The 19820-nt window shown below is 42.8% G+C and carries 17 protein-coding genes; 7 read left to right on the forward strand and 10 right to left on the reverse strand.

The features are described 5' to 3' along the window. Nucleotides 1–122: 122 nt before the first annotated feature. The 4 genes from PR675_RS17970 to PR675_RS17985 all read left to right on the forward strand — a co-directional run bounded on the left by PR675_RS17970 (nucleotide 123) and on the right by PR675_RS17985 (nucleotide 4416). Nucleotides 123–764 carry a lysophospholipid acyltransferase family protein gene (locus PR675_RS17970; protein WP_004924402.1) on the forward strand — a complete coding sequence of 214 codons (642 nt, stop codon included), beginning with the start codon at nucleotides 123–125 and terminating at the stop codon, nucleotides 762–764. Beyond that, nucleotides 761–1708 (forward strand): phosphatidate cytidylyltransferase, encoded by a 948-nt coding sequence (locus tag PR675_RS17975; protein WP_154611437.1) that lies wholly within the window; start codon nucleotides 761–763, stop codon nucleotides 1706–1708. The genes PR675_RS17970 and PR675_RS17975 overlap by 4 nt, the downstream gene beginning before the upstream one ends. A gap of 542 nt (nucleotides 1709–2250) precedes the next feature. Continuing rightward, nucleotides 2251–3228 (forward strand): 6-phosphofructokinase, encoded by a 978-nt coding sequence (gene pfkA, locus PR675_RS17980; RefSeq protein WP_004924408.1) that lies wholly within the window; start codon nucleotides 2251–2253, stop codon nucleotides 3226–3228. Between the two features lie 186 nt (nucleotides 3229–3414). After that, nucleotides 3415–4416 (forward strand): sulfate ABC transporter substrate-binding protein, encoded by a 1002-nt coding sequence (locus PR675_RS17985; protein WP_014657232.1) that lies wholly within the window; start codon nucleotides 3415–3417, stop codon nucleotides 4414–4416. Between the two features lie 968 nt (nucleotides 4417–5384). Here PR675_RS17985 and PR675_RS17990 read toward each other — a convergent pair. From PR675_RS17990 to PR675_RS18010, 5 genes are all read right to left on the reverse strand, one after another. After that, on the reverse strand, nucleotides 5385–6341 hold the full coding sequence (locus PR675_RS17990; protein ID WP_004924417.1) for an OmpG family monomeric porin: 957 nt from the start codon (nucleotides 6339–6341) through the stop codon (nucleotides 5385–5387). 125 nt (nucleotides 6342–6466) lie between these two features. Continuing rightward, nucleotides 6467–8347, reverse strand: a complete 1881-nt coding sequence (locus tag PR675_RS17995; RefSeq protein WP_121875014.1) for a glycoside hydrolase family 3 N-terminal domain-containing protein — start codon at nucleotides 8345–8347, stop codon at nucleotides 6467–6469. A gap of 423 nt (nucleotides 8348–8770) precedes the next feature. Further along, a complete protein-coding gene (locus PR675_RS18000; protein WP_311135778.1) occupies nucleotides 8771–9718 on the reverse strand; it encodes an OmpG family monomeric porin in 948 nt (315 codons plus the stop codon). Between the two features lie 475 nt (nucleotides 9719–10193). Continuing rightward, nucleotides 10194–10964 carry a triose-phosphate isomerase gene (tpiA, locus tag PR675_RS18005; RefSeq protein ID WP_040132578.1) on the reverse strand — a complete coding sequence of 257 codons (771 nt, stop codon included), beginning with the start codon at nucleotides 10962–10964 and terminating at the stop codon, nucleotides 10194–10196. A gap of 186 nt (nucleotides 10965–11150) precedes the next feature. Then, nucleotides 11151–11765, reverse strand: coding sequence for a DUF1454 family protein (locus PR675_RS18010; RefSeq protein WP_004924673.1), 615 nt, complete (start codon nucleotides 11763–11765; stop codon nucleotides 11151–11153). 53 nt (nucleotides 11766–11818) lie between these two features. On the opposite strand from PR675_RS18010, the gene PR675_RS18015 reads away from it, so the two are divergent. After that, a complete protein-coding gene (locus PR675_RS18015; RefSeq protein WP_014657237.1) occupies nucleotides 11819–12241 on the forward strand; it encodes a DUF805 domain-containing protein in 423 nt (140 codons plus the stop codon). Nucleotides 12242–12279: 38 nt separating this feature from the next. On the opposite strand, the gene fpr is transcribed toward PR675_RS18015, so the two are convergent. Beyond that, nucleotides 12280–13026, reverse strand: a complete 747-nt coding sequence (gene fpr / locus PR675_RS18020) for a ferredoxin--NADP(+) reductase (RefSeq protein ID WP_004924669.1) — start codon at nucleotides 13024–13026, stop codon at nucleotides 12280–12282. A 402-nt stretch (nucleotides 13027–13428) separates the two neighbouring features. Here fpr and emrD point away from each other — a divergent pair, with 402 nt between their 5' ends. Continuing rightward, a complete protein-coding gene (gene emrD / locus PR675_RS18025) occupies nucleotides 13429–14613 on the forward strand; it encodes a multidrug efflux MFS transporter EmrD (RefSeq protein ID WP_004924667.1) in 1185 nt (394 codons plus the stop codon). 38 nt (nucleotides 14614–14651) lie between these two features. On the opposite strand, the gene PR675_RS18030 is transcribed toward emrD, so the two are convergent. The 3 genes from PR675_RS18030 to tnpA form a co-directional block, all read right to left on the reverse strand. Further along, on the reverse strand, nucleotides 14652–15035 hold the full coding sequence (locus PR675_RS18030) for a hypothetical protein (protein WP_004924665.1): 384 nt from the start codon (nucleotides 15033–15035) through the stop codon (nucleotides 14652–14654). Between the two features lie 5 nt (nucleotides 15036–15040). Further along, the gene (locus PR675_RS18035; RefSeq protein WP_004924662.1) at nucleotides 15041–16258 is read right to left on the reverse strand and encodes a hypothetical protein; all 1218 of its coding nucleotides are present in this window, start codon (nucleotides 16256–16258) and stop codon (nucleotides 15041–15043) included. 97 nt (nucleotides 16259–16355) lie between these two features. After that, a complete protein-coding gene (gene tnpA / locus PR675_RS18040) occupies nucleotides 16356–16781 on the reverse strand; it encodes an IS200/IS605 family transposase (protein WP_004924660.1) in 426 nt (141 codons plus the stop codon). Between the two features lie 56 nt (nucleotides 16782–16837). Here tnpA and PR675_RS18045 point away from each other — a divergent pair, with 56 nt between their 5' ends. Beyond that, entirely contained in the window at nucleotides 16838–18007 is a 1170-nt protein-coding gene (locus tag PR675_RS18045) for an RNA-guided endonuclease InsQ/TnpB family protein (protein WP_004924658.1), read from the forward strand. A gap of 266 nt (nucleotides 18008–18273) precedes the next feature. Here the strand turns inward: PR675_RS18045 and glpK are convergent, their stop codons facing one another. Further along, entirely contained in the window at nucleotides 18274–19800 is a 1527-nt protein-coding gene (glpK, locus tag PR675_RS18050) for a glycerol kinase GlpK (RefSeq protein WP_004924654.1), read from the reverse strand. Between the last annotated feature and the right edge of the window lie 20 nt (nucleotides 19801–19820).

Below are 19820 nucleotides of genomic sequence, written 5' to 3' on the forward strand. Positions count from 1 at the left end.
AATAACTCCGCCTATTTTGATGCTTGAATTTCTTTTTGGGTGTATTCGCTAAAAAAATAGCTACCCTATTTTTTGTCGTGGCTGGGTAGCAAAAATAAAATAACGATTCGCAAGGAATAAAAATGGAAAAAGCTCAGAGGATTTCTTTGCTAGCAAAAGGCATGGGAATGTTGCTGTCATTTACTTGTCGTTTATTAACGGGCGTACGTACCCGTTGGGTTGGTTGCCAACCGGCAATGACACCACGTATCTATTATGCTAACCATTCCAGCCATCTTGATGGTTTAGTTATTTGGGCTGGATTACCTCCTTTAATGCGCCATGCTGTTCACCCTGTCGCCGCAAGAGATTATTGGGATAAAACGCCCTTTCGACGCTATCTAGTCAATAACGTTTTTCGCGCTGTTTTAATCGACCGTAAAGGTGATGGAACGGCGAAAGAGAATGTCTTAGAGCCACTTGAGGCGATATTGGAAAAACAAGAATCATTGATTTTGTTCCCAGAAGGTACGCGCGGGGATGGCGAAGAATTAAGTCATTTTAAAAGCGGTATCTATCACTTAGCCAAAAAACACCCTCATGTTGAAGTGGTGCCTGTGTACCTTGAGAATTTAAATCGCGTACTACCAAAGGGGTCGAAGTTGGTTGTGCCGGTGATCTGCTCTGCGGTTGTGGGCAAGCCATTAGCCCCATTAGGCGAGGATGAACCAAAAGCCGTATTCTTAGAGCGTGCGAAACTCGCACTAGAGGAGTTGATGCCATGAGTAGTATTTGGGATAGCGAAATCGTGTTATTGCTATCAGGTGTCTTTAGCATACTTGTGGTCGCTAGTATTATTGGCGGGATCCTCGCTTACCGTTATTCAGGGGATAACAGCAATCCAACCATTGATAACTTGAATGCTCGGATCCGAGCTTGGTGGTTAATGTGTATTGTCTGTGTACTCGCCGTTGTGATTGGCAATATCGGTGTCGTGATTTTATTTGCACTGATCTCATTTTTTGCATTGCGGGAGTTTATTACCTTAACACCGACTCGGCGTAGTGACCATGAAGCCCTATTTTGGTGCTTTTTTATTTTCCTCCCTCTGCAATATGTTTTAGTCGGCATTCAGTGGTATGGCATGTTCTCAGTCTTTGTGCCGGTGTTTGTGTTCCTTTTCTTACCTACTCGCATTGCCTTAGCGGGAGATACGTATCATTTCCTCGAGCGTACCTCAAAAATTCAGTGGGGGATGTTAGTCGCGGTATTCTGTTTAAGCCATGTGCCAGCCTTGTTGATGTTGAATATTCAAGGTTATGAGGGGGAAAACGTCAAACTGCTGCTGTTCTTGATTGTGGTTACGCAACTTTCTGATGTGCTGCAATATGTGTTTGGAAAATTGTTTGGCAAACATCCTATTGTGCCAAAATTAAGCCCGAACAAAACCATTGAAGGCTTTGTTGGTGGCATTTTATCTTCCGTGCTAATTGGTATCTGCTTGTATTGGGTAACCCCATTTAGTTGGTGGGCAGCAGGGCTAATGTCACTGGCGATTACCCTAATGGGCTTTGTGGGAGGATTATGTATGTCTGCTATCAAACGCGATAGCGGCATCAAAGATTTTGGCGCCATAATCGAAGGGCACGGCGGGATGCTAGATCGTATCGACTCTTTATGCTTTGCCGCGCCAATCTTCTTCCATCTAACACGCTATTTTTATACTTAATCTGAGGCCTGTGCCTGATGACTCCAAGTATTGGCCTTTGAAAATGGAGCCCCGTTGGTTAACCATAACCGCTAACGGGGCTTTTTTGTTTCTCACTCACTCAATCAATCAATAAACGCTTGAGCCAAAACGGCTCAGTTGCGTAGTTTCGCTTTGGTTTTGAGAAAGCCAGTGAATATTTATTTTTTATCGTGTGGGTAGTAGGCGCCTCTGTTTACTTTTAACTCGCAAGGTTAAGCTTCTATGTTACATAAATGCTATGATATGCACTTAATTTTTGTTTCGAAGTAAGACAACACCCGCTATAGTGAGCCTCTGCTTCTGCGGCAATCCGTTTTATAGACTAAAATTGTGTAAGCTGGATCACAATAAACAAGCAAAGCTTGATAGAAAGCAGGTATAGATAGGTTCCTTTATCTTATTATAACGCTAGGTGAATCAATTCAGCATGAGTTGTTTATAACAGAATGTACGTTAGAAAAGTACGATATCATTGTGTTTTTCATCGATTTGCAATTTATATTCATTAATCAGAGGTCATCATGGTCAAACAGATTAAAAGAATTGGGGTACTAACAAGTGGTGGTGATGCACCGGGTATGAACGCTGCAATCCGTGGTGTTGTACGTGCTGCATTGAGCGAAGGTTTAGAAGTCATGGGTATTTATGATGGGTATCTAGGCTTATATGAAAACCGTATGAAACAGCTAGATCGCTATAGTGTTTCTGACATGATTAACCGCGGTGGCACCTTCCTTGGCTCGGCTCGTTTCCCTCAATTCCGCGATGAAAAAGTTCGTGCTGTTGCCATTGATAATCTGAAAAAAAATCATATTGATGCGCTGGTGGTGATTGGTGGTGATGGCTCTTACCTAGGGGCGAAATCACTGACAGAGGCAGGTTTCCCCTGTATTGGTTTGCCGGGAACCATCGATAATGATGTGGCGGGAACGGACTATACCATTGGTTATTTCACCGCACTTGAAACGGTAGTGGAAGCGATTGACCGTCTGCGTGACACCTCGACGTCTCATAAACGTATTTCGATTGTTGAAGTTATGGGGCGCTATTGTGGCGATCTGACGCTTTCGGCTGCGATTGCGGGGGGTTGTGAGTTTATCGTTCTGCCTGAAAATGAAATGTCATTTGACCGCGAAGAGCTGTTATCTGAGATAAAACAAGGCATTGAGAAAGGTAAACGCCATGCCATTGTGGCAATCACAGAGCATGTTTGCGATGTTGATGAGCTAGCGAAATATATTGAAGCGGAAACGCATCATGAAACACGCGCAACGGTATTGGGGCATATTCAGCGTGGTGGCTCGCCAGTGGCTTATGACCGTATTCTCGCATCGCGCATGGGAGCCTACTCTATTCAGCTATTATTAGAAGGTTACGGCGGTCGTTGTGTCGGTATTCAAAATGAAAAACTGGTTCACCACGATATCATTGATGCTGTAATGAATATGAAGCGTGTATTTAAGAAAGAGTGGTACGACACAGCGAAAAAACTGTATTAATCTCTACCTCTACGATTGCAAATCTCACCTGTGCGGTGCCGTTTCAGTGCCGTGCAGGTTTGATCTCTCCGCCTGATCTTTCTGTCTTATATTCTTTTGTTGCATAATTTGTCATTTTTAATTATTTCATGTTATTGATGAGATCTGTCAGCCTTCCTTAACAATTGATTGATGAGGAATGGAAGAATGGCGAGTAAATGGCAGGTAACAACCACATTATTATTAGCGCTCACAGCAAGCGCATGGGCAAAAGACATCCAATTATTAAACGTTTCTTATGATCCCACTCGAGAATTCTATCAGCAATATAACCAAGCCTTTAGTCAGTATTGGAAAGAAAAAACCGGGGATACGGTAACTATCCGTCAGTCTCATGGCGGGTCAGGAAAGCAGGCCACTTCTGTTATTAATGGCTTAGAAGCGGATGTTGTGACGCTGGCTTTAGCCTACGATGTGGATGCGATAGCGAAGAGTGGACGTATTGATAAGAATTGGATCACTCGTTTACCCGATAATTCCGCACCTTATACCTCAACGATTGTTTTTCTTGTGCGTAAAGGAAACCCTAAAAATATCCAAGATTGGGATGATTTGATCCGTAAAGATGTTGCGATTGTCACGCCAAATCCTAAAACGTCAGGTGGTGCACGCTGGAATTACCTCGGTGCTTGGGGGTATGCATTAGAAAAAAATCATCATGACCCAGAGAAAGCCAAGCAATTTGTTAAACAGCTTTATCAAAATGTTGAGGTACTAGATTCAGGTGCTCGCGGGGCGACAAATAGCTTTGTTGAGCGGGGAATTGGGGATGTGTTGATTGCATGGGAAAACGAAGCGTTATTAGCGATTAATGAGCTTGGTGAAAATGGCCAATTTGAAATTGTGACGCCAAGTATCTCAATTTTAGCAGAGCCAACAGTGGCCGTCGTTGATAAAACCGTTGATAAGCGCGGGCGTAGAGAAGTGGCTCAAGCCTATTTAGAATATTTATATTCGCCTGAAGGGCAAGAGATTGCCGCGAAAAATTACTATCGACCACGTAATGAGGAAGTGGCTCAGAAATATCAGCAGCGCTTTCCGAAGTTGAAATTATTTACAGTGGACGATTTGTTTGGCGGTTGGGAAAAAGCTCAAACAACGCATTTCTCTAACGGCGGCGTATTTGATGAAATAAGCCGTCGCGATTAGTTGGTTAGGTTTTAAGCTGAGTTATTGTAAATAAATCCATTGCCTTAAGTGAAATAAAATGCGTTAATTAACTTAAGGCAAATTAATGGAAAACCAAGAACGTGTCATCACGGCGGGCATCATCGACTTCCCCTAAATGGGAATAAACAAGGGCTGATCTCCGCCTGTTGTCCATTTTATCATTCACAAGATAATCAATATCAAAAAGACCGCACTGCTGAATTTGTGTCTATCTAACCGGATATTCGATCTTACTTAGGCAAAATATTACCCATGTCGAAAAACTATGCTGACATTACTACGCCAATTATTTCTGAAAAATAATCAGTATTCCGCGCTTATTTCTTACATCTCTCTTTGTGTGGGGGTGATTTTTTATTATCTGACAGTCATTCTTCAAGTTTTTAGGACGCTATACACTGAACAGAACGGCTTTTATGAAGTCACATACGCGTTTTTTAAAGTCGTGAATTTTGCCTTGCTCGCCTATGTAATTATACTGGCGCCGGTATATTACTATTACCTTAAAACGCGAATTCATTTTTTTTATCGCGTGTTACTGTATTTTATATTACCGTGTTTTATAACTTCTGTTATTTGGTATTTTCGTTTGTACTCTCTATCGCCTAAATCATATAACTCCCCAGAGTTATCACTTGCATTCGTTGAGCACATTATATTTTTTTGTTACATACAAGGCCTGTCGATTGTCATGACTGTACCTGCAATCATGACAGATTGCGTGCTGAGTATACTCAGAAAAATAATCGCTCTAATTTATGGGGCGTTTTCTTCAAAATAAAAAAATCGCATACTCTTAGCGCTATATCCTGACGAGCATTCATCGCATTGAGGATTTTAAGCGAAACTTATATCTGTTGAACAATACTCGTTGCGGATACCCAAAAAAGCTTTTTATAGTGAGAGTGACTGACTTGTGAGGGAGAAGTCAGTCACCGTTTTTTAGCTTATTGCCATACGTATTTGACACCCAGTTGGCCTAGGTAGAATGTCTGGCGGTTGTTGCTGCCAGAGGTGATCCCCGCCCCTTTTGGGTTTTCCCATGTACTTGGCTCAACGGCAAATCCGCCCCATAGCGTCAGTTTTGGGGTCAAATTATAGAAAACTTGGGTGCCGACACGATAGCCATCTTTCACTTTCTGGGTCGTGCGCTGGTTACTATCATAGTTGTGCTCGTTCAGGTAATAGCGGAAGTACGGCATGATGCTCCAATCCTGATTCAAGGTCACTGGGAAGTAGCCGCGGATCTGGTTTTGTTCCCATGTTTTATTGAAGTCTTTATCCCACGTCCAGTCGGTATACATGTACAGTTTGGCGGTGGCGGAATCATTGATCTTATAAACAATACCGTGCTCAGATTCCCATTCATAACTATTGGGCGCATGGAAGTTGTCATAATGATAAAAGGCATCCCAGAAATTAAATGCCCATTTGTCGTTAAAGTGATAAGTACCACTAGGCATCAACCAAAAGAGTGTATTCGATGGGCGAGCCATAGTACCTGGTGCGGAATCATTAGACTCTTTACGGTAGGTTACGTTTAAGTTGAATTGGCCTACATCGCTAGAATACATTTTTCGTGTCGCACCGATTTGAGTACGGTTACGAATAAATGAGTCTTTTGAGGTTGAAAAGTTGTGGTTGTAGCTTCTTAACGACTCTTTGTGCTCAAGAAAAAAGCTCCATTTAGATTCAGGGTTTGACAGAAACAGTTGGCCGATCATGGTGGTTTTGTCGTAGACCTTACCGCCGCTGGTATTATGGTGCCCTTCAAATTTCTCCAGCTCCATATAGACATTGGAGGTAATGCGCCAGTAGTCATTATTCACCGTCTCAACAGCTAATGCAGACGTTGTTAGTGTTGTGGTGGCGAGAAAGAGTAAACCATTCAAAGATGTTTTCATGATGATCCTTTAATTTTTAATTATTGTTTATGAAATAGCAGTGTCAGTTTATTTAGGGTGTAGCAACCAGCCCTTGATATCGCTTTGGATATCAAGGCTGGGAAGAACCTTGTTTAGAAAATAAATTAGTGAGTCGTGTTGTAGGTTTCACCGTGACCATAAGGAAACAGAATTTTGTTACCTTGTGGATTTTTGATGTTAACGGGTAATAGCCCTTTTGGTGGATTTAGAGGTTGTGCCTGTGGATTTGCAAATAGCGTACGTAATCCACTACGAATGTTGGTTTCCAGTGAATTACGGTTGTTATTGGTGATATCAAACCCTGTAATACCGTAGATAGCGATATTCGCTTTGACGCCTTTTAGGTAAGCGATGTCATATGGGTTACGTGATGAAATAACGACAACCGGAATATTCGCTTTGTTAGCTTCATCAATCACCAATTGTGCATTAGCAGGGTTATCTTTTAGGTTATATGTCGTCAGTAATACGAGATCTTGGCCTTTTAAGAGCGATTGAACCTCTTTTGCACTAAGCGTATTTTCAGCCAGTTTGATCATTGCAGTTTGGCTCTCAATCGCGACACCCGTTTCATTAGCAATATCATTTAAGTGCTTTTGAATTAATGTGTTACGTGGGGTTTCATCAGAAATCACCAGAATGCGATTTTGTGGTTTGAGAACATAAGGTAGAATATTATCGTTTTTAATCAGTGTGATAGCTTGCTCGGAAACCATATTTTCTAAGTCTTTATGGCTCTTTGAGGCGACAACAAGTTGAGCATTGTTTAAATCAACAGGCTGTGCGGTGATCTCCTGCTGTAACTTTTTCAGCACGACACGTTTTGCCGACTCATCAATCCGTTTCCTTAACTCAGGATTTTTCTTGGCTTCGCTCTCTAGGTGGCGATACATATTGTCTAAGCGTGTTACCGCTTCGCTATCCCACATTTTAATTGGCATAAGGATAATATCGGAGCCTGCTAACAGTGACGTTTCCACAGCCCAGTTCATATCAAAGTTATCAGCGATTGCTCCCATATCCATAGCATCGGTGATGATAAGACCGTTGTATTTGAGTTCATCACGTAAAACACCGTGCAGGATCGGCTTGGAAAGCGTGGCAGGAGTGCCAACCTCTTTTCCTGATAATGTTTTGATTTTGTTGTTATCTAATGCAGGCACAATAATGTGTGCTGTCATTACCGCATCAGCACCATGACTCAGCGCATATTGGAACGGCGGTAATTCTGTGGAGCGCCAAGCTTTAGCATCGGAATTCACTACGGGTAAGTCGACATGAGAGTCAGAGGAAACATTACCGTGTCCGGGGAAGTGTTTCAGTGAGGTCAATAAATTATATTTGTGGATCCCTTTGATGTAATTGGTTGATAGCGCTTCAACAAGCTCTTTGTTGTCGGAGTAAGAGCGGACACCAATGACAGGGTTGTTTTGGTTGTTATTGACATCAACAACGGGGCCAAAATTGATATTAAAGCCAAGGCTAGATAATTCATAGCCATGGATCATACCCGTCAATTCCGCTAGAGCTGGGTTACGTGTTGCCCCTAATGCCATATTGCCAGGCATTTCGGTGCCGACACGGAGGCGAGTCACATAGCCGCCTTCTTGGTCAGTACCAATAAAGAGTGGCAAATTACTCCGTGAGGCTTGTAGTTGATTAATTAATTCAACGGTTTGTGGGGTATCAATAAGGTTTTCACGGAATAAAATAACAGAGCCTAAATGGTATTGATTAATGACCTTAGCGACTTCGTCATTCATCGCTAGAAATGGTGCAGGCTCGCCTTTGCTGTCTTTATTCCAATAACGGAAATCCAACATAAAAAGTTGGCCGATTTTTTCAGCTTCAGACATGTTTTTCACAATTTCATCAGCTGATTTTTGTTTATCTTTCCACAATTCGTTGAGTTGTGTTTGCGAAAGGGGGGCGGCTAACGACATTGCACTGAGTAAGCACAGAGAAAGTAGAGTCAGATTTTTCATCGAATCAGTCCTTGGTTATTTTTCGATGAATAATAAGTATCGTAAATTAATTGTAAAGTGAGATTAATCACAGTTAAGACTATTCTTATCCGTTATTAAATAAGAATAGTCGATTATTTAATAATTGAGAAGTCTGCAATTATCTTATTGATTTTAAATGGGTAAGTTATCTGGAATAATCAGCGAAATTGTAGAATAATTCCGTTTTGGAATTATTTCTTTATGTGATCTTGACGATAAAGTCGACGAAATAAATTAATCATCTAAATGGTTATCTTACGCTCTAATTTTATTCTGATTAATATGTTAAGTATAATTTTATTGTTTTTATTAACGTGAAATAGAGGGTTTAATAAAAAAGTCGCAGAAAATTTCTGGCGACTTTTTTAAAGTTATAAAATAAGAAGGTGGTACGCTGTTTTATCACTGCCAGCTATATTTGAAGCCAATCTGTCCTAAATAAAAGGTTTGCCTGTTATTGGTTCCAGAAGTCATATCATCATCTTTTGGGTACTTCCACTGTGTGGGTTCAATAGCAGCACCCCCCCATAAAGTCAGTTTTGGCGTTAGCTTGTAGGCTACCTGCGTACCAATACGATAACCATTTTTTACTTTCTGAGTTAAGTGTTTGCGCTGATCATAACTGCTTTCATTCAGGAAGTAGCGGAAATAGGGGGAAATTTCCCATTGATCACTCAGCTTAATGGGTAGGTACACCCTGATCTGATCTTGCGAGAAAATGTTCTTGAAATCTTTATCCCAAACTCTATCACTGTATAACGTCAGTTTTGCCGTAATCGTGTCAGAGTATTTATAGGTGACACCATGTTCAGCTTCCCACTCATAGTTGTTTGACTTTAAAAAGTTACTGTAATAGTAAAAAGCATCCCAGAAATCGAATGACCATTTCTTATTAAAAGCAAAGCTACCTGCCGGCATTAACCAATATAAGCTGTTGGATGAGCGTGATAGGGTGTTGGGTGCAGAATCATTGGACTCTTTACGGTAGGTGCCGTTTAGGCTCAATACGGCGTCTGTACTACGATAAAGTTGGCGTGTGGCTCCAATTTGAGTTCGATTGCGAATATAGGAATCACGAGACGTTGAAAAATTACGCCCATAGTTGCGTAAGGATTCTCGATGTTCTAAATGGAAGCTCCAAAGTGAAGATGGGTTAGTGAGGCTAAGTTTACCGACCATACTGGTTTTATCGAAAACTTTGTTATCAAAACTATCCCGTTGACCGCGGTACTCTTCAAGTACCATATAAACATCAGTATCAACATGCCAATAATCATTATTTGTTTGAGATACCGCAGTTGCAGGTAGTATTATTGCAGTGCTTAGAATTAAACCTTTTAAATATTCCATAATCATCCTTATAGCGAATGTTTTATTTTATAAACGCCGATGACAATATTTCTTAAATAGGTGGCGACCATTGTTTGTTGATATTAATGAGATGATTAATCTATTTATTTAAATATCTTTTTCATAAAGATAAATAGATAAAACAATAATCACAAACGAGGTCAATATAATGTTGGGAGATAAGAGGTGTCCAGTATTCTCAAACGGAGGTATAACAGGAATAATCAAGTTTATTAGTGAGATGTGTGGTTTTTTATATTGATGATTTGAAGTTTTTTTCTATTGGGAATAAATAAAATATTGAAAGAGTAATTTGCATTAAGGAATTTCTGTTTTTGTGATCGTATTAAGTTAATATAATCGTTTCAAATATAATTATTTATTATTCCTTAATAGGGGGATTATGTTTTTAATTATGGCATTAAATAAAAAAACCGCCAATAAATATTGGCGGTTATTATCAATGAAATATAAATTATTTGGCTTTTTTAGCTTCAGCAGCTGCTTTAACGATAACAGCAAACGCATCTGCTTTAAGTGATGCGCCACCAACAAGTGCACCATCGATATCCGGTTGAGTGAATAGCTCTGCTGCATTGCCTGCATTGACTGAACCACCGTATTGGATGATGACTTGCGCAGCAACCGCAGCATCTTTTTTCGCAATATGGTCACGGATAAATTTATGAACAGCTTGAGCCTGAGCTGGCGTCGCTGATTTACCTGTACCGATAGCCCAAATTGGCTCATAAGCGATGACCGCATCTTGGAATGCTTGGGCGCCTAGTGTATTGAGTACAGCGTCGATTTGGCGAGCGCACACTTCTTCTGTTTTACCTGCTTCATTTTCTGCTTCGCTTTCACCGATACAAAGAACAGGAACCAAGCCTTGCTCTTTCAGTACAGCAAATTTTTTAGCAATAAACTCATCGCTTTCTTTGTGGTAGGTGCGACGCTCTGAGTGACCGATAATAATGTATTTTGCGCCGATATCTTTGAGCATTTCGGCAGATGTTTCACCAGTAAATGCGCCGGAAAGATTGACGTCAACGTTCTGTGCACCTAGGGCGATACGGCTACCTGCAAGCGCATGTTTTGCTTGAGTCAGATAAATAGCCGGTGGCGCAATTGCCACGTCACAGCCATCAACACTGCTCAGCTCGTTGCGTAGGCCAGCAATCAGGTCATTAACCATGTGAGTGCTGCCGTTCAGTTTCCAGTTACCCATTACCAATGGATGTCGCATGTTGTTTCCTCCAACCAGAGAGTTTGATTTATCAATAAGTGACTCGCTGCTGTGTAACACGGGGTGCAACGAGAAAAATTTTTCTGTTATGGACCTTAAAAATTTAGGTGTTAAGTATAAAGAGAATACATAACAATAGCTTTGCTTTTTATCACGCTGATGACGATTGCTGTGATCATTATCCGTTTAAGGTGCTTCTGTCTTTAGCTTAATCGGTTCAACAGCAAAAGTAAGCACATTATTTTCACTTTTTACTAAAATGTAGCGCAGTGCACCTAAACGTACTTCGTCTGCATAGGTTGGCTCTTTATTCGCGATGAATGCCTTTAGTGCTTTTGTCAATTCAGGGGTTTTATCTATTGCAACGGTTGGATCAAATTGTTGAATAACAGCCACCGCATAGCGTTCCATCAATTGTCGATTGGCTTGAGCCTCATTGTTATCGCGGGTTGGCAGTAGCGTGATCTGTAAGCTTTTAATTTTCTCGCTTCCACGCTCCAATACGGCGGATGAATAGATATTGGCATTGATCCGAGAAGCCGCTCGTATATAGGGAGCTGAAATGTCTTGGCTTGCAATCACTTTATATTCATGTAGTGGTAAATTGGGGTTTGTTTGATTAAATTGGTTACGAAACTGTGGGATGGTAAGGTCAAACGAAGGCGCATCCGGCGCTAAATAAGCGACTTCAAAATCACTATTCGGTAGCGTGGGTACTTTTTGCGCAAATGTCATTTGTGGCAAACCAAGTACAAAAACGGTTATCATGACGTGAATTGAATGGAGTGCGTGTTGTTTCATTTGTTTTTGCCACTCATTTTATGGTTTTTAATATTGTATCAGGATCCGGTGTAATGACATTACAACAATGGGCTTTCTCCTTCAAAGGTCGTATTGGTCGTCGACCATTTTGGGCAGGTATCGCATCGTATTTTATTTTAATGACAATCATTGTGTTACTGCAAAATGCATTTGCATTACCTGAAACGGTTGTGATTGTATTACTGGTTTTATTGCTTTATCCGCTAGCTGCAATATTTACTAAGCGTTTGCATGACAGAGGGAAACCCGGTGGCTGGTTTGCACTGGTGATCCTCGCTTTCGCCCTATTTTCAATGGATGTTAGCCAATTAGCCCCTGTTTGGCAGTGGGGAATTGGGCGCTTTTTACCGCTGTTAATCGCTATGATTATGTTACTAGACTGTGGTGTTTTTGTAGGGATGGATTCTGAAAATCAGTATGGTGAAAAAACACAATCTGTTGATTACCTGTCTTGACCCCCTCTCTACGGGTGAAAGAGGGGGGATTAAAATGGTTACCAATATTGTTCACTGCTGATATGACCCGATTTACGGCGTAGGTGTTTGCTCATTCCTCGGGTTTTTACCAATAGCTCGCGAGTATCTCTGACCATTTCAGGGTTACCACATAACATCACATGGCTGCTGGTGGCATCAAGCGAAACGCCAGTGGCTTCTTCGAGCGTATTGTTTTCAATCAATGCTGGCACACGTCCATATAACGCATCGTCGCAATGTTCACGGCTAACAACGGTAACTAAATGCAGCTTTTCTGGGTAGCGTTTGGCTAATTGCTCCATTAAGGGGAGATAGCTGAGATCTTTCTGGTAGCGAACCGCGTGCAAAAGTACGATTTTTTCAAATCGTTCAAGGTCTTTGCCTTCTTGTAATATCGATAGAAAAGGGCCTATCGCGGTGCCAGTGGATAGCATCCAAAGGTTTTGGCAGTTGGGAATTTCGTCTAATACAAAGAAGCCTGACGCTTCATCCGTAACTTGTAAGGTATCTCCAGGGCGTAATTGAGCCAGTTTAGGGCTAAGTTTACCATTTGGTACAACCACAAAGTAGAATTCAAGGCGATCGTCACTCGGGGCGTTAACGTAAGAGTAAGCACGTTGCACTCGTTCACCTTCAATTTCGAGAGCAAGTTTTGCAAATTGGCCGGCGATAAAAGGTTTGATAGGGGCGTTGATCACTAGGCTGAATAAAGAATCTGTCCAAAATTTTGCTTCAATAACGGTTCCGGTAACCCAATTAGCCATAAATATTCACCTCTGGATTTTTTTCTAACTTTGCTGCTTATCAGAGTTTCATACTAAATCAGTTTACTATTTGCGCTTATCGATAATGTGTTCTAGTGAATTATTCTTTTTAAGAGATCACAAACAAATTTAATGTACAGTTTTATTGCCATATCCGGCGAATATCGCTGACATTGCACCATTAATTAAAATGCTGTCCTACCTCGAAAAAAAAATTAGTTTTGTTATCTTAGTCACGCAACGGTGACATGAGCATGATGTACTGCCGATTAACCGTTTTATCAAAGAAAACAATCAATAACTCTTTGTGGTTTCACTCTGAAATTAAACCTTCATGTTATTTGTATTGAATAACATGGCTAGGCTGTGCATTCAGGTTGATAAATTGGTTTTGAGAAGAAAATGAGAAAACTGGAACATTTTAATTTACTGATCTTGCTGATCGCCCTAGCAGCGGTAGGGCAAATGACACAGACTGTCTATGTACCTGTTATTGCAGACATCGCTGTGTACTTTGGTGAACCGTCTGGCTCAGTGCAGCGAGTCATGGCGGCTTACTTGTTTACTTATGGTTTCTCTCAACTGATATATGGACCGTTATCTGACCAAGTTGGCCGCCGTCCGGTTATTTTAGTTGGGATGAGCATCTTTTTACTCGCGACAACGCTGGCACTTTTTGCCCCAACGCTGGATATTTTAGTGCTCGCCAGTGGCTTGCAAGGGCTGGGTACAGGGGTGGCTGGGGTCATGGTGCGTACGATGCCTCGTGATCTCTACAAAGGAACCTCATTGCGCTATGCAAATAGCTTATTAAACATGGGCGTATTAGTTAGCCCACTGCTCGCGCCTATGTTTGGTGGATTGCTTGCTCATTTTTGGAGTTGGCATGCCTGTTATATCTTTTTGTTTATTCTTGGCGCTTTTGTGCTGGTGAGCATGTATCGCTGGCTACCTGAAACACGCCCTGAGTCTTCAGAAAAACGCAGAATGTTGAGTTCTTATCACCAGTTACTGTCGAGTGGCTCCTTTGTTTCTTATTTAATTATGTTGATCGGTGCGCTGGCGGGTATTGCGGTTTTCGAAGCCAGTAGCGGTGTTTTGATGGGCGGTGTACTTGGTTTGAATAGTATTACTGTCAGTATCTTATTTATTATTCCTATTCCTGCCGCATTTTTTGGCGCTTGGTATGCAGGGCGAGAAGGTAAAAGTTTTTACCATTTAATGTGGCAGTCCGTGATCTGCTGCTTGATTGCAGGGCTGCTAATGTGGATCCCCGGCTGGTTTGGAGTGATGAATATCTGGACGCTATTGGTGCCCGCCTCGGTGTTTTTCTTCGGCGCGGGCATGCTATTCCCTTTAGCAACAACAGGGGCAATGGAGCCTTTCCCTTATTTGGCCGGAGCCGCTGGGGCATTAGTCGGCGGTATGCAAAATGTGGGTTCAGGGGTGGCAACATGGGTTTCCGCACTGTTGCCGCAAAATGGGCAGTTTAGTTTGGGCTTATTGATGCTGCTGATGTCTATGTTAGTGCTATTGTGCTGGCTACCGTTGGCTCATCGTTTGAATCGAACAGAGCATACGATTTAATCAGTGATAGCAGGCGATCACTCATCGCCTGCTTAGTTTTATACGGTAAGGGGCGCTGAAATGACCCTTGGCGTGCTCGGTAATCTCCCTTCATTTATTGCCATCGTTTGATTTGCTGTTTTCTCCATCATGGCGATTAGCTCCGGTTGCTGCTCTATGTGATTGAATATCACTGGCTGGTTATAATCCAAAAAGCGTGTATTTTCGGTGATGGTGGCGGTGTGGTTTCGCGTCAATGTCACCGTACTTGGGGGCGTGTCATCTTGCAGGTGTTTGTCGAGATAAATTCGGATTGCCGTTATTTTCAGGTTTGGTGTGCTGTCGGTGGTACCAATAATCGACAATAGCTCCCCTTGGCGAGTGATCTGCCACGGCGCTAATGGGGTTTGTTCACGAATATCACCTGATGGATCTTCGACCAATAAGGTTACCCAATAATGCTGTTGCTCTTTAGGGAGTTGTAGCGTTGTGATATCAACAGTTTGATTAATGTAAACATCGGCAAGCAGTGGGCATTCGCTTCGATATTGTAATGCGCCAAGGGTGTTGTTCGCCTGTCAGCCTGCAAGGTTAAGTGGTTGATGGGGAGAAAAGGTTGCTTTGTATTGATTTGCCCATTCTTACCCCAAGGGTCACTCAAAGAGAAGTATTGTTGGTGGCGTTGTCCATCGCTAATCCAAGTAGCACACAGAGCGCTATTTGGGGTTATCCTTTGATTGTTGACCCGACCCGTTGAAAAGTCGATTAAATGGGGATCGGTAGCAGACCAGAACAGCGGGCTACCACACCAGTAATTATCGAGAGTGACATATTGTAATGGCTGATTGGCATAGGTGTAAATCGGCTGTTGATTATCGGCTTTCATTATTTGAATTTTCACTAATTCGCCATGATCAGCCATATTTAAGCTAATGGATTTAATATCTTCAATCGGGCAGCTATCTGTCGTCATGAGTCCATTTTGGGTTGCATAAGTGGCAACTAATAAGTACACATGGGGTATATCACGCAATTTGTCTCGTTGTGCCACGATAGGGAGATCCCCAAGAGTACGCTGAATATTAAGGTGGCTATAAGGATGGTTATTACCATCGGGTAAGGTAACTATCGAACCACTGACCCAATAAACAGGGTGGTTTTGCTGTCTGTTCGATGTTGGTATTGGCCGTGATAAAAACCGCTGAATTTTCTGGTTGTAGTGAGATGAATGGGGAATAAATGCATCATAGGGTGCCTTATTGTTTTCCCCCGCCGTTGGGTACATGGCAGGCCGGATCTCTTGAGTGCTTCTATTTTCGGGGTGAGTATAACGATAGGTAATATAGGCGCTACGTGCTTGGTCATAAGCAATTTCAGGGCCATTACTCTGTTTGGAAAATGGATAATATGGGTGATTCGTATGCGATAATCCTAAGCCATGCCCAAATATTTCATGCCATAACACATCTGATTGGGCGATCCCGCCACCAAAAAGTGGTGACGCCATTCCCAGCAATGAACCGTAAATCGATGGTTGTATCGCCGTATAATATAACTCATGGTGCGTACCATTAGCCTTTTTTATCCAATCACTTTGTTGGTAGGTCCATGCAATTTGCAAGTTAGCAGGATCAAAGAACGGGTTTCTTTTATCGTATTGCGGCATGGTCAATGTAGAGGCATAAAAATTAGCAAAATCCGCCGTAAACCCTCGCCCAATGCGGGCGGGGATATAAGGCGAAAAGTCCGCAGGGCTTTAAAGATCAATCAGGCGTTGACTGACTCTGAACGTAGGCTCTGAGCGTTTCAATTGTTGCCCCTCCGGTGCTACAGACAAAGTATGATCTCGACCACAAAAGCCCCGTTTTACTTTGCATCCGTAAATGTGTGTTTTGCTGGCGCAGCAGGCGCGACGATACTGATTTCAGATTGTTTACCATCACACTGACCGCCAGTTTTGGCGGGTAAGCAACCAGCAGATGCACATGGTCAGGCTCTCCGTCCATCTCAATAATTTCGCATTCAAGTTTTGCCGCAGCGGAGCCAAAAGCCTCACGCAGTTGAGCGATCATCAGTCCGTCAAATAGCTTACGTCGGTACTTCGTCGTAAAGATCAGATGCACGACCAGTTTACTGACACTGTGCCGCTTTCGGAGGAATCCCGCCAGTAAATCATCATGATTACTCAATTGATATATTCACCTAACATGTTAAAATAAAAACATTATATCAATGAGCACTGATTATGTTAAGAGCAACAAAAGTACGCATCTACCCGACACCAGAACAGGCTGAATACCTCAATGCTCAGTTTGGGGCGGTTCGTTTCGCGTACAACAAATCTCTTCACATTAAAAAACAGGCTTACCAGCGGCACGGCGTAAATTTAAACCCGCGTAAAGACCTCAAGCCACTGCTTGCAGTGGCGAAGAAATCCCGTAAATACGCATGGCTTAAAGAGTATGATTCCATAGCGTTACAGCAGGCGGTGATTAATCTCGACGTGGCTTTTTCCAACTTTTTCAATCCGAAACTGAAAGCTCGTTTCCCGACGTTTAAAAGTAAGCATGGTAAACAATCCAGCTATCATTGTGTTGGAATCAAAGTCCTTGATGGCGCGATAAAAATCCCTAAAATTGCACCAATTGAAGCGCGTTTACATCGTGAAATTACGGGAATGCTGAAAAGTATCACCCTGAGCCGCAGCACAACTGGGAAATACTACGCCTCGCTACTCTGTGACGACGGAATGGAAGCGCCAGAGAAGCCGGCACTGATATCAAACGTGACGGGGCTGGATATGGGGCTGACGCATTTTGCCATCAAATCCGACGGTAATAAAATTGCCAATCCACGCCACCTTATCAACGCCAGCCACAACCTGCGCCGGAAGCAGAAAGCCCTCTCCCGGAAGAAAAAAGGGAGCGCAAACAGACGCAAAGCCAGAATACAACTTGCATCCGTTCACGAACGGGTAGCCAATGCCCGTGCCGATTTTCAGCACAAGTTATCTCGTGCAATTGTTGACGAAAACCAAGCGGTAATTGTCGAGACGCTGAAAGCGGCAAATATGATGAAAAACCACCATCTGGCGCGTGCGATAGGCGATGCGGGATGGTCTGGATTCATCACAAAACTGGAATACAAAGCCGCAGAGAAAGGCGTGCATCTGGTGAAACTGGATCAATGGTTCGCCAGTTCGAAAACCTGCCATTGTTGCGGTCACAAGATGCCGGAAATGCCATTACATAAGCGCATATGGCAGTGTCCAGAGTGTGGAGTTGAACATGACCGTGATATCAATGCGGCGATCAACATCGAACGCAAGGGCATACTGGAATTACAAGCGGCGGGACTCGTCGTTTCTGCCCATGGAGGCCAGCGTAAATCCGTCACACAGACGGTTGCGGCCTAAGAAGTGGGAAGCCTCGCCCGACAGTGCGGGGAGCAGTCACATATTTGTTCTGGCTATCCATCGCCGTTCTCCATCATCTTAAAAAATATCATTAATCCCATTTAGGATTTCTGCATTTTTCAATGAGGCATAGAGAATGTCTAATTTATTATTTGTACACTAATGAGCTAACTATTTAATAAATAATTAATTAGCTATGATATGAAATAAATAAGGCAACACGGTAAGGTGCTGCCTTATGGATCTATATCAGGAGTGAAGAGGGATTACGCGCGGTCTTCCCACTCTTGTGCGCGAGCCACGGCTTTTTTCCAACCACCGTATTTATAGTTACGTTCGGTTGTTTCAATACCTGGCTTGAACACACGCTCAATTGTTGCTTTGCTTTGTAGCTCGTCGAGGCTTTTCCAGAAACCAACCGCAAGGCCTGCAAGGTAAGCTGCACCTAAAGCCGTGCTTTCGCGAACTTCTGGGCGTTCCACAGACGTTCCTAAAATATCTGCTTGGAACTGCATTAAGAAGTTGTTCGCAACCGCACCACCATCTACACGGAGTGCTGCAAGGCGCGTTTCCGCATCGGCTTGCATCGCATCTAGCACATCGCGAGTTTGATAAGCAATAGATTCCAGTGTTGCACGGATAATATGGTTACGGTTAGCACCACGTGTTAGGCCGAAAATAGCACCACGCGCATACGGATCCCAGTATGGTGCGCCTAAACCGGTGAAGGCTGGCACCACATAGACGCCATTGCTGTCTTTCACTTTTGTTGCGAAATATTCAGAGTCGGTGGATTCATCAATCAGTTTCAGCTCATCACGTAGCCATTGAATAGATGCGCCGCCAACGAATACCGCACCTTCAAGGGCATAGTTCACTTCGCCTCTTGGGCCACACGCAATAGTTGTCAGCAGGCCATGGTTTGAACGAACCGCTGTTTCACCTGTGTTCATTAGCAAGAAGCAACCTGTACCATAGGTATTTTTTGCCATGCCTTCTTTCACACATAACTGGCCATAGAGTGCGGCTTGTTGGTCACCTGCAATACCAGAGATAGGAATACGAGTACCGCCTTTACCACCAATGTTAGTTTGGCCATAAACTTCAGACGATGGGCGAACTTCTGGCAGCATTGCACGCGGAATATTCAACGCTTTAAGGATCTTATCATCCCATTCCAGATTGCGGATATTAAACATCATGGTACGAGAAGCGTTCGTGTAGTCGGTTACATGAACACGGCCTTGGGTCATTTTCCATACGAGCCATGTATCTACTGTACCGAATAGTAATTCCCCTTTTTCAGCGCGTTCGCGAGCACCTTCAACATGGTCTAAAATCCATTTCACTTTAGTACCAGAGAAATAGGGGTCAACAACGAGGCCAGTATTTTGGCGAATATACTCTTCTAGCTCTTTATCATTCTGCTTGAGATGAGTACAGAAATCCGCAGTACGACGGCACTGCCAAACAATCGCATTATAAATTGGCTTACCTGTTGCTTTTTCCCAAACAATGGTGGTTTCACGTTGGTTAGTGATCCCGATACCTGCAACTTCATCGGTACGAATATCTGCTTTTGCCAATACTTCGATAAGCGTTGAGCTTTGTGTTGCCCAAATTTCCATTGGGTCATGTTCTACCCAGCCTGGCTTAGGATAGATTTGAGTGAACTCACGCTGTGAAATACTGATGATATTGGCGTCGTGATCGAGTACAACGGCCCGCGAACTGGTTGTTCCCTGATCAAGAGCGACAATATATTTTTTCTCGATATTTGTTTCTGTTGTCATAATTTAAACCTGTTCCGGTG

The organism is Providencia sp. PROV261 (assembly GCF_028477945.1).
GTDB classification, from domain to species: Bacteria; Pseudomonadota; Gammaproteobacteria; order Enterobacterales; family Enterobacteriaceae; genus Providencia; species Providencia stuartii.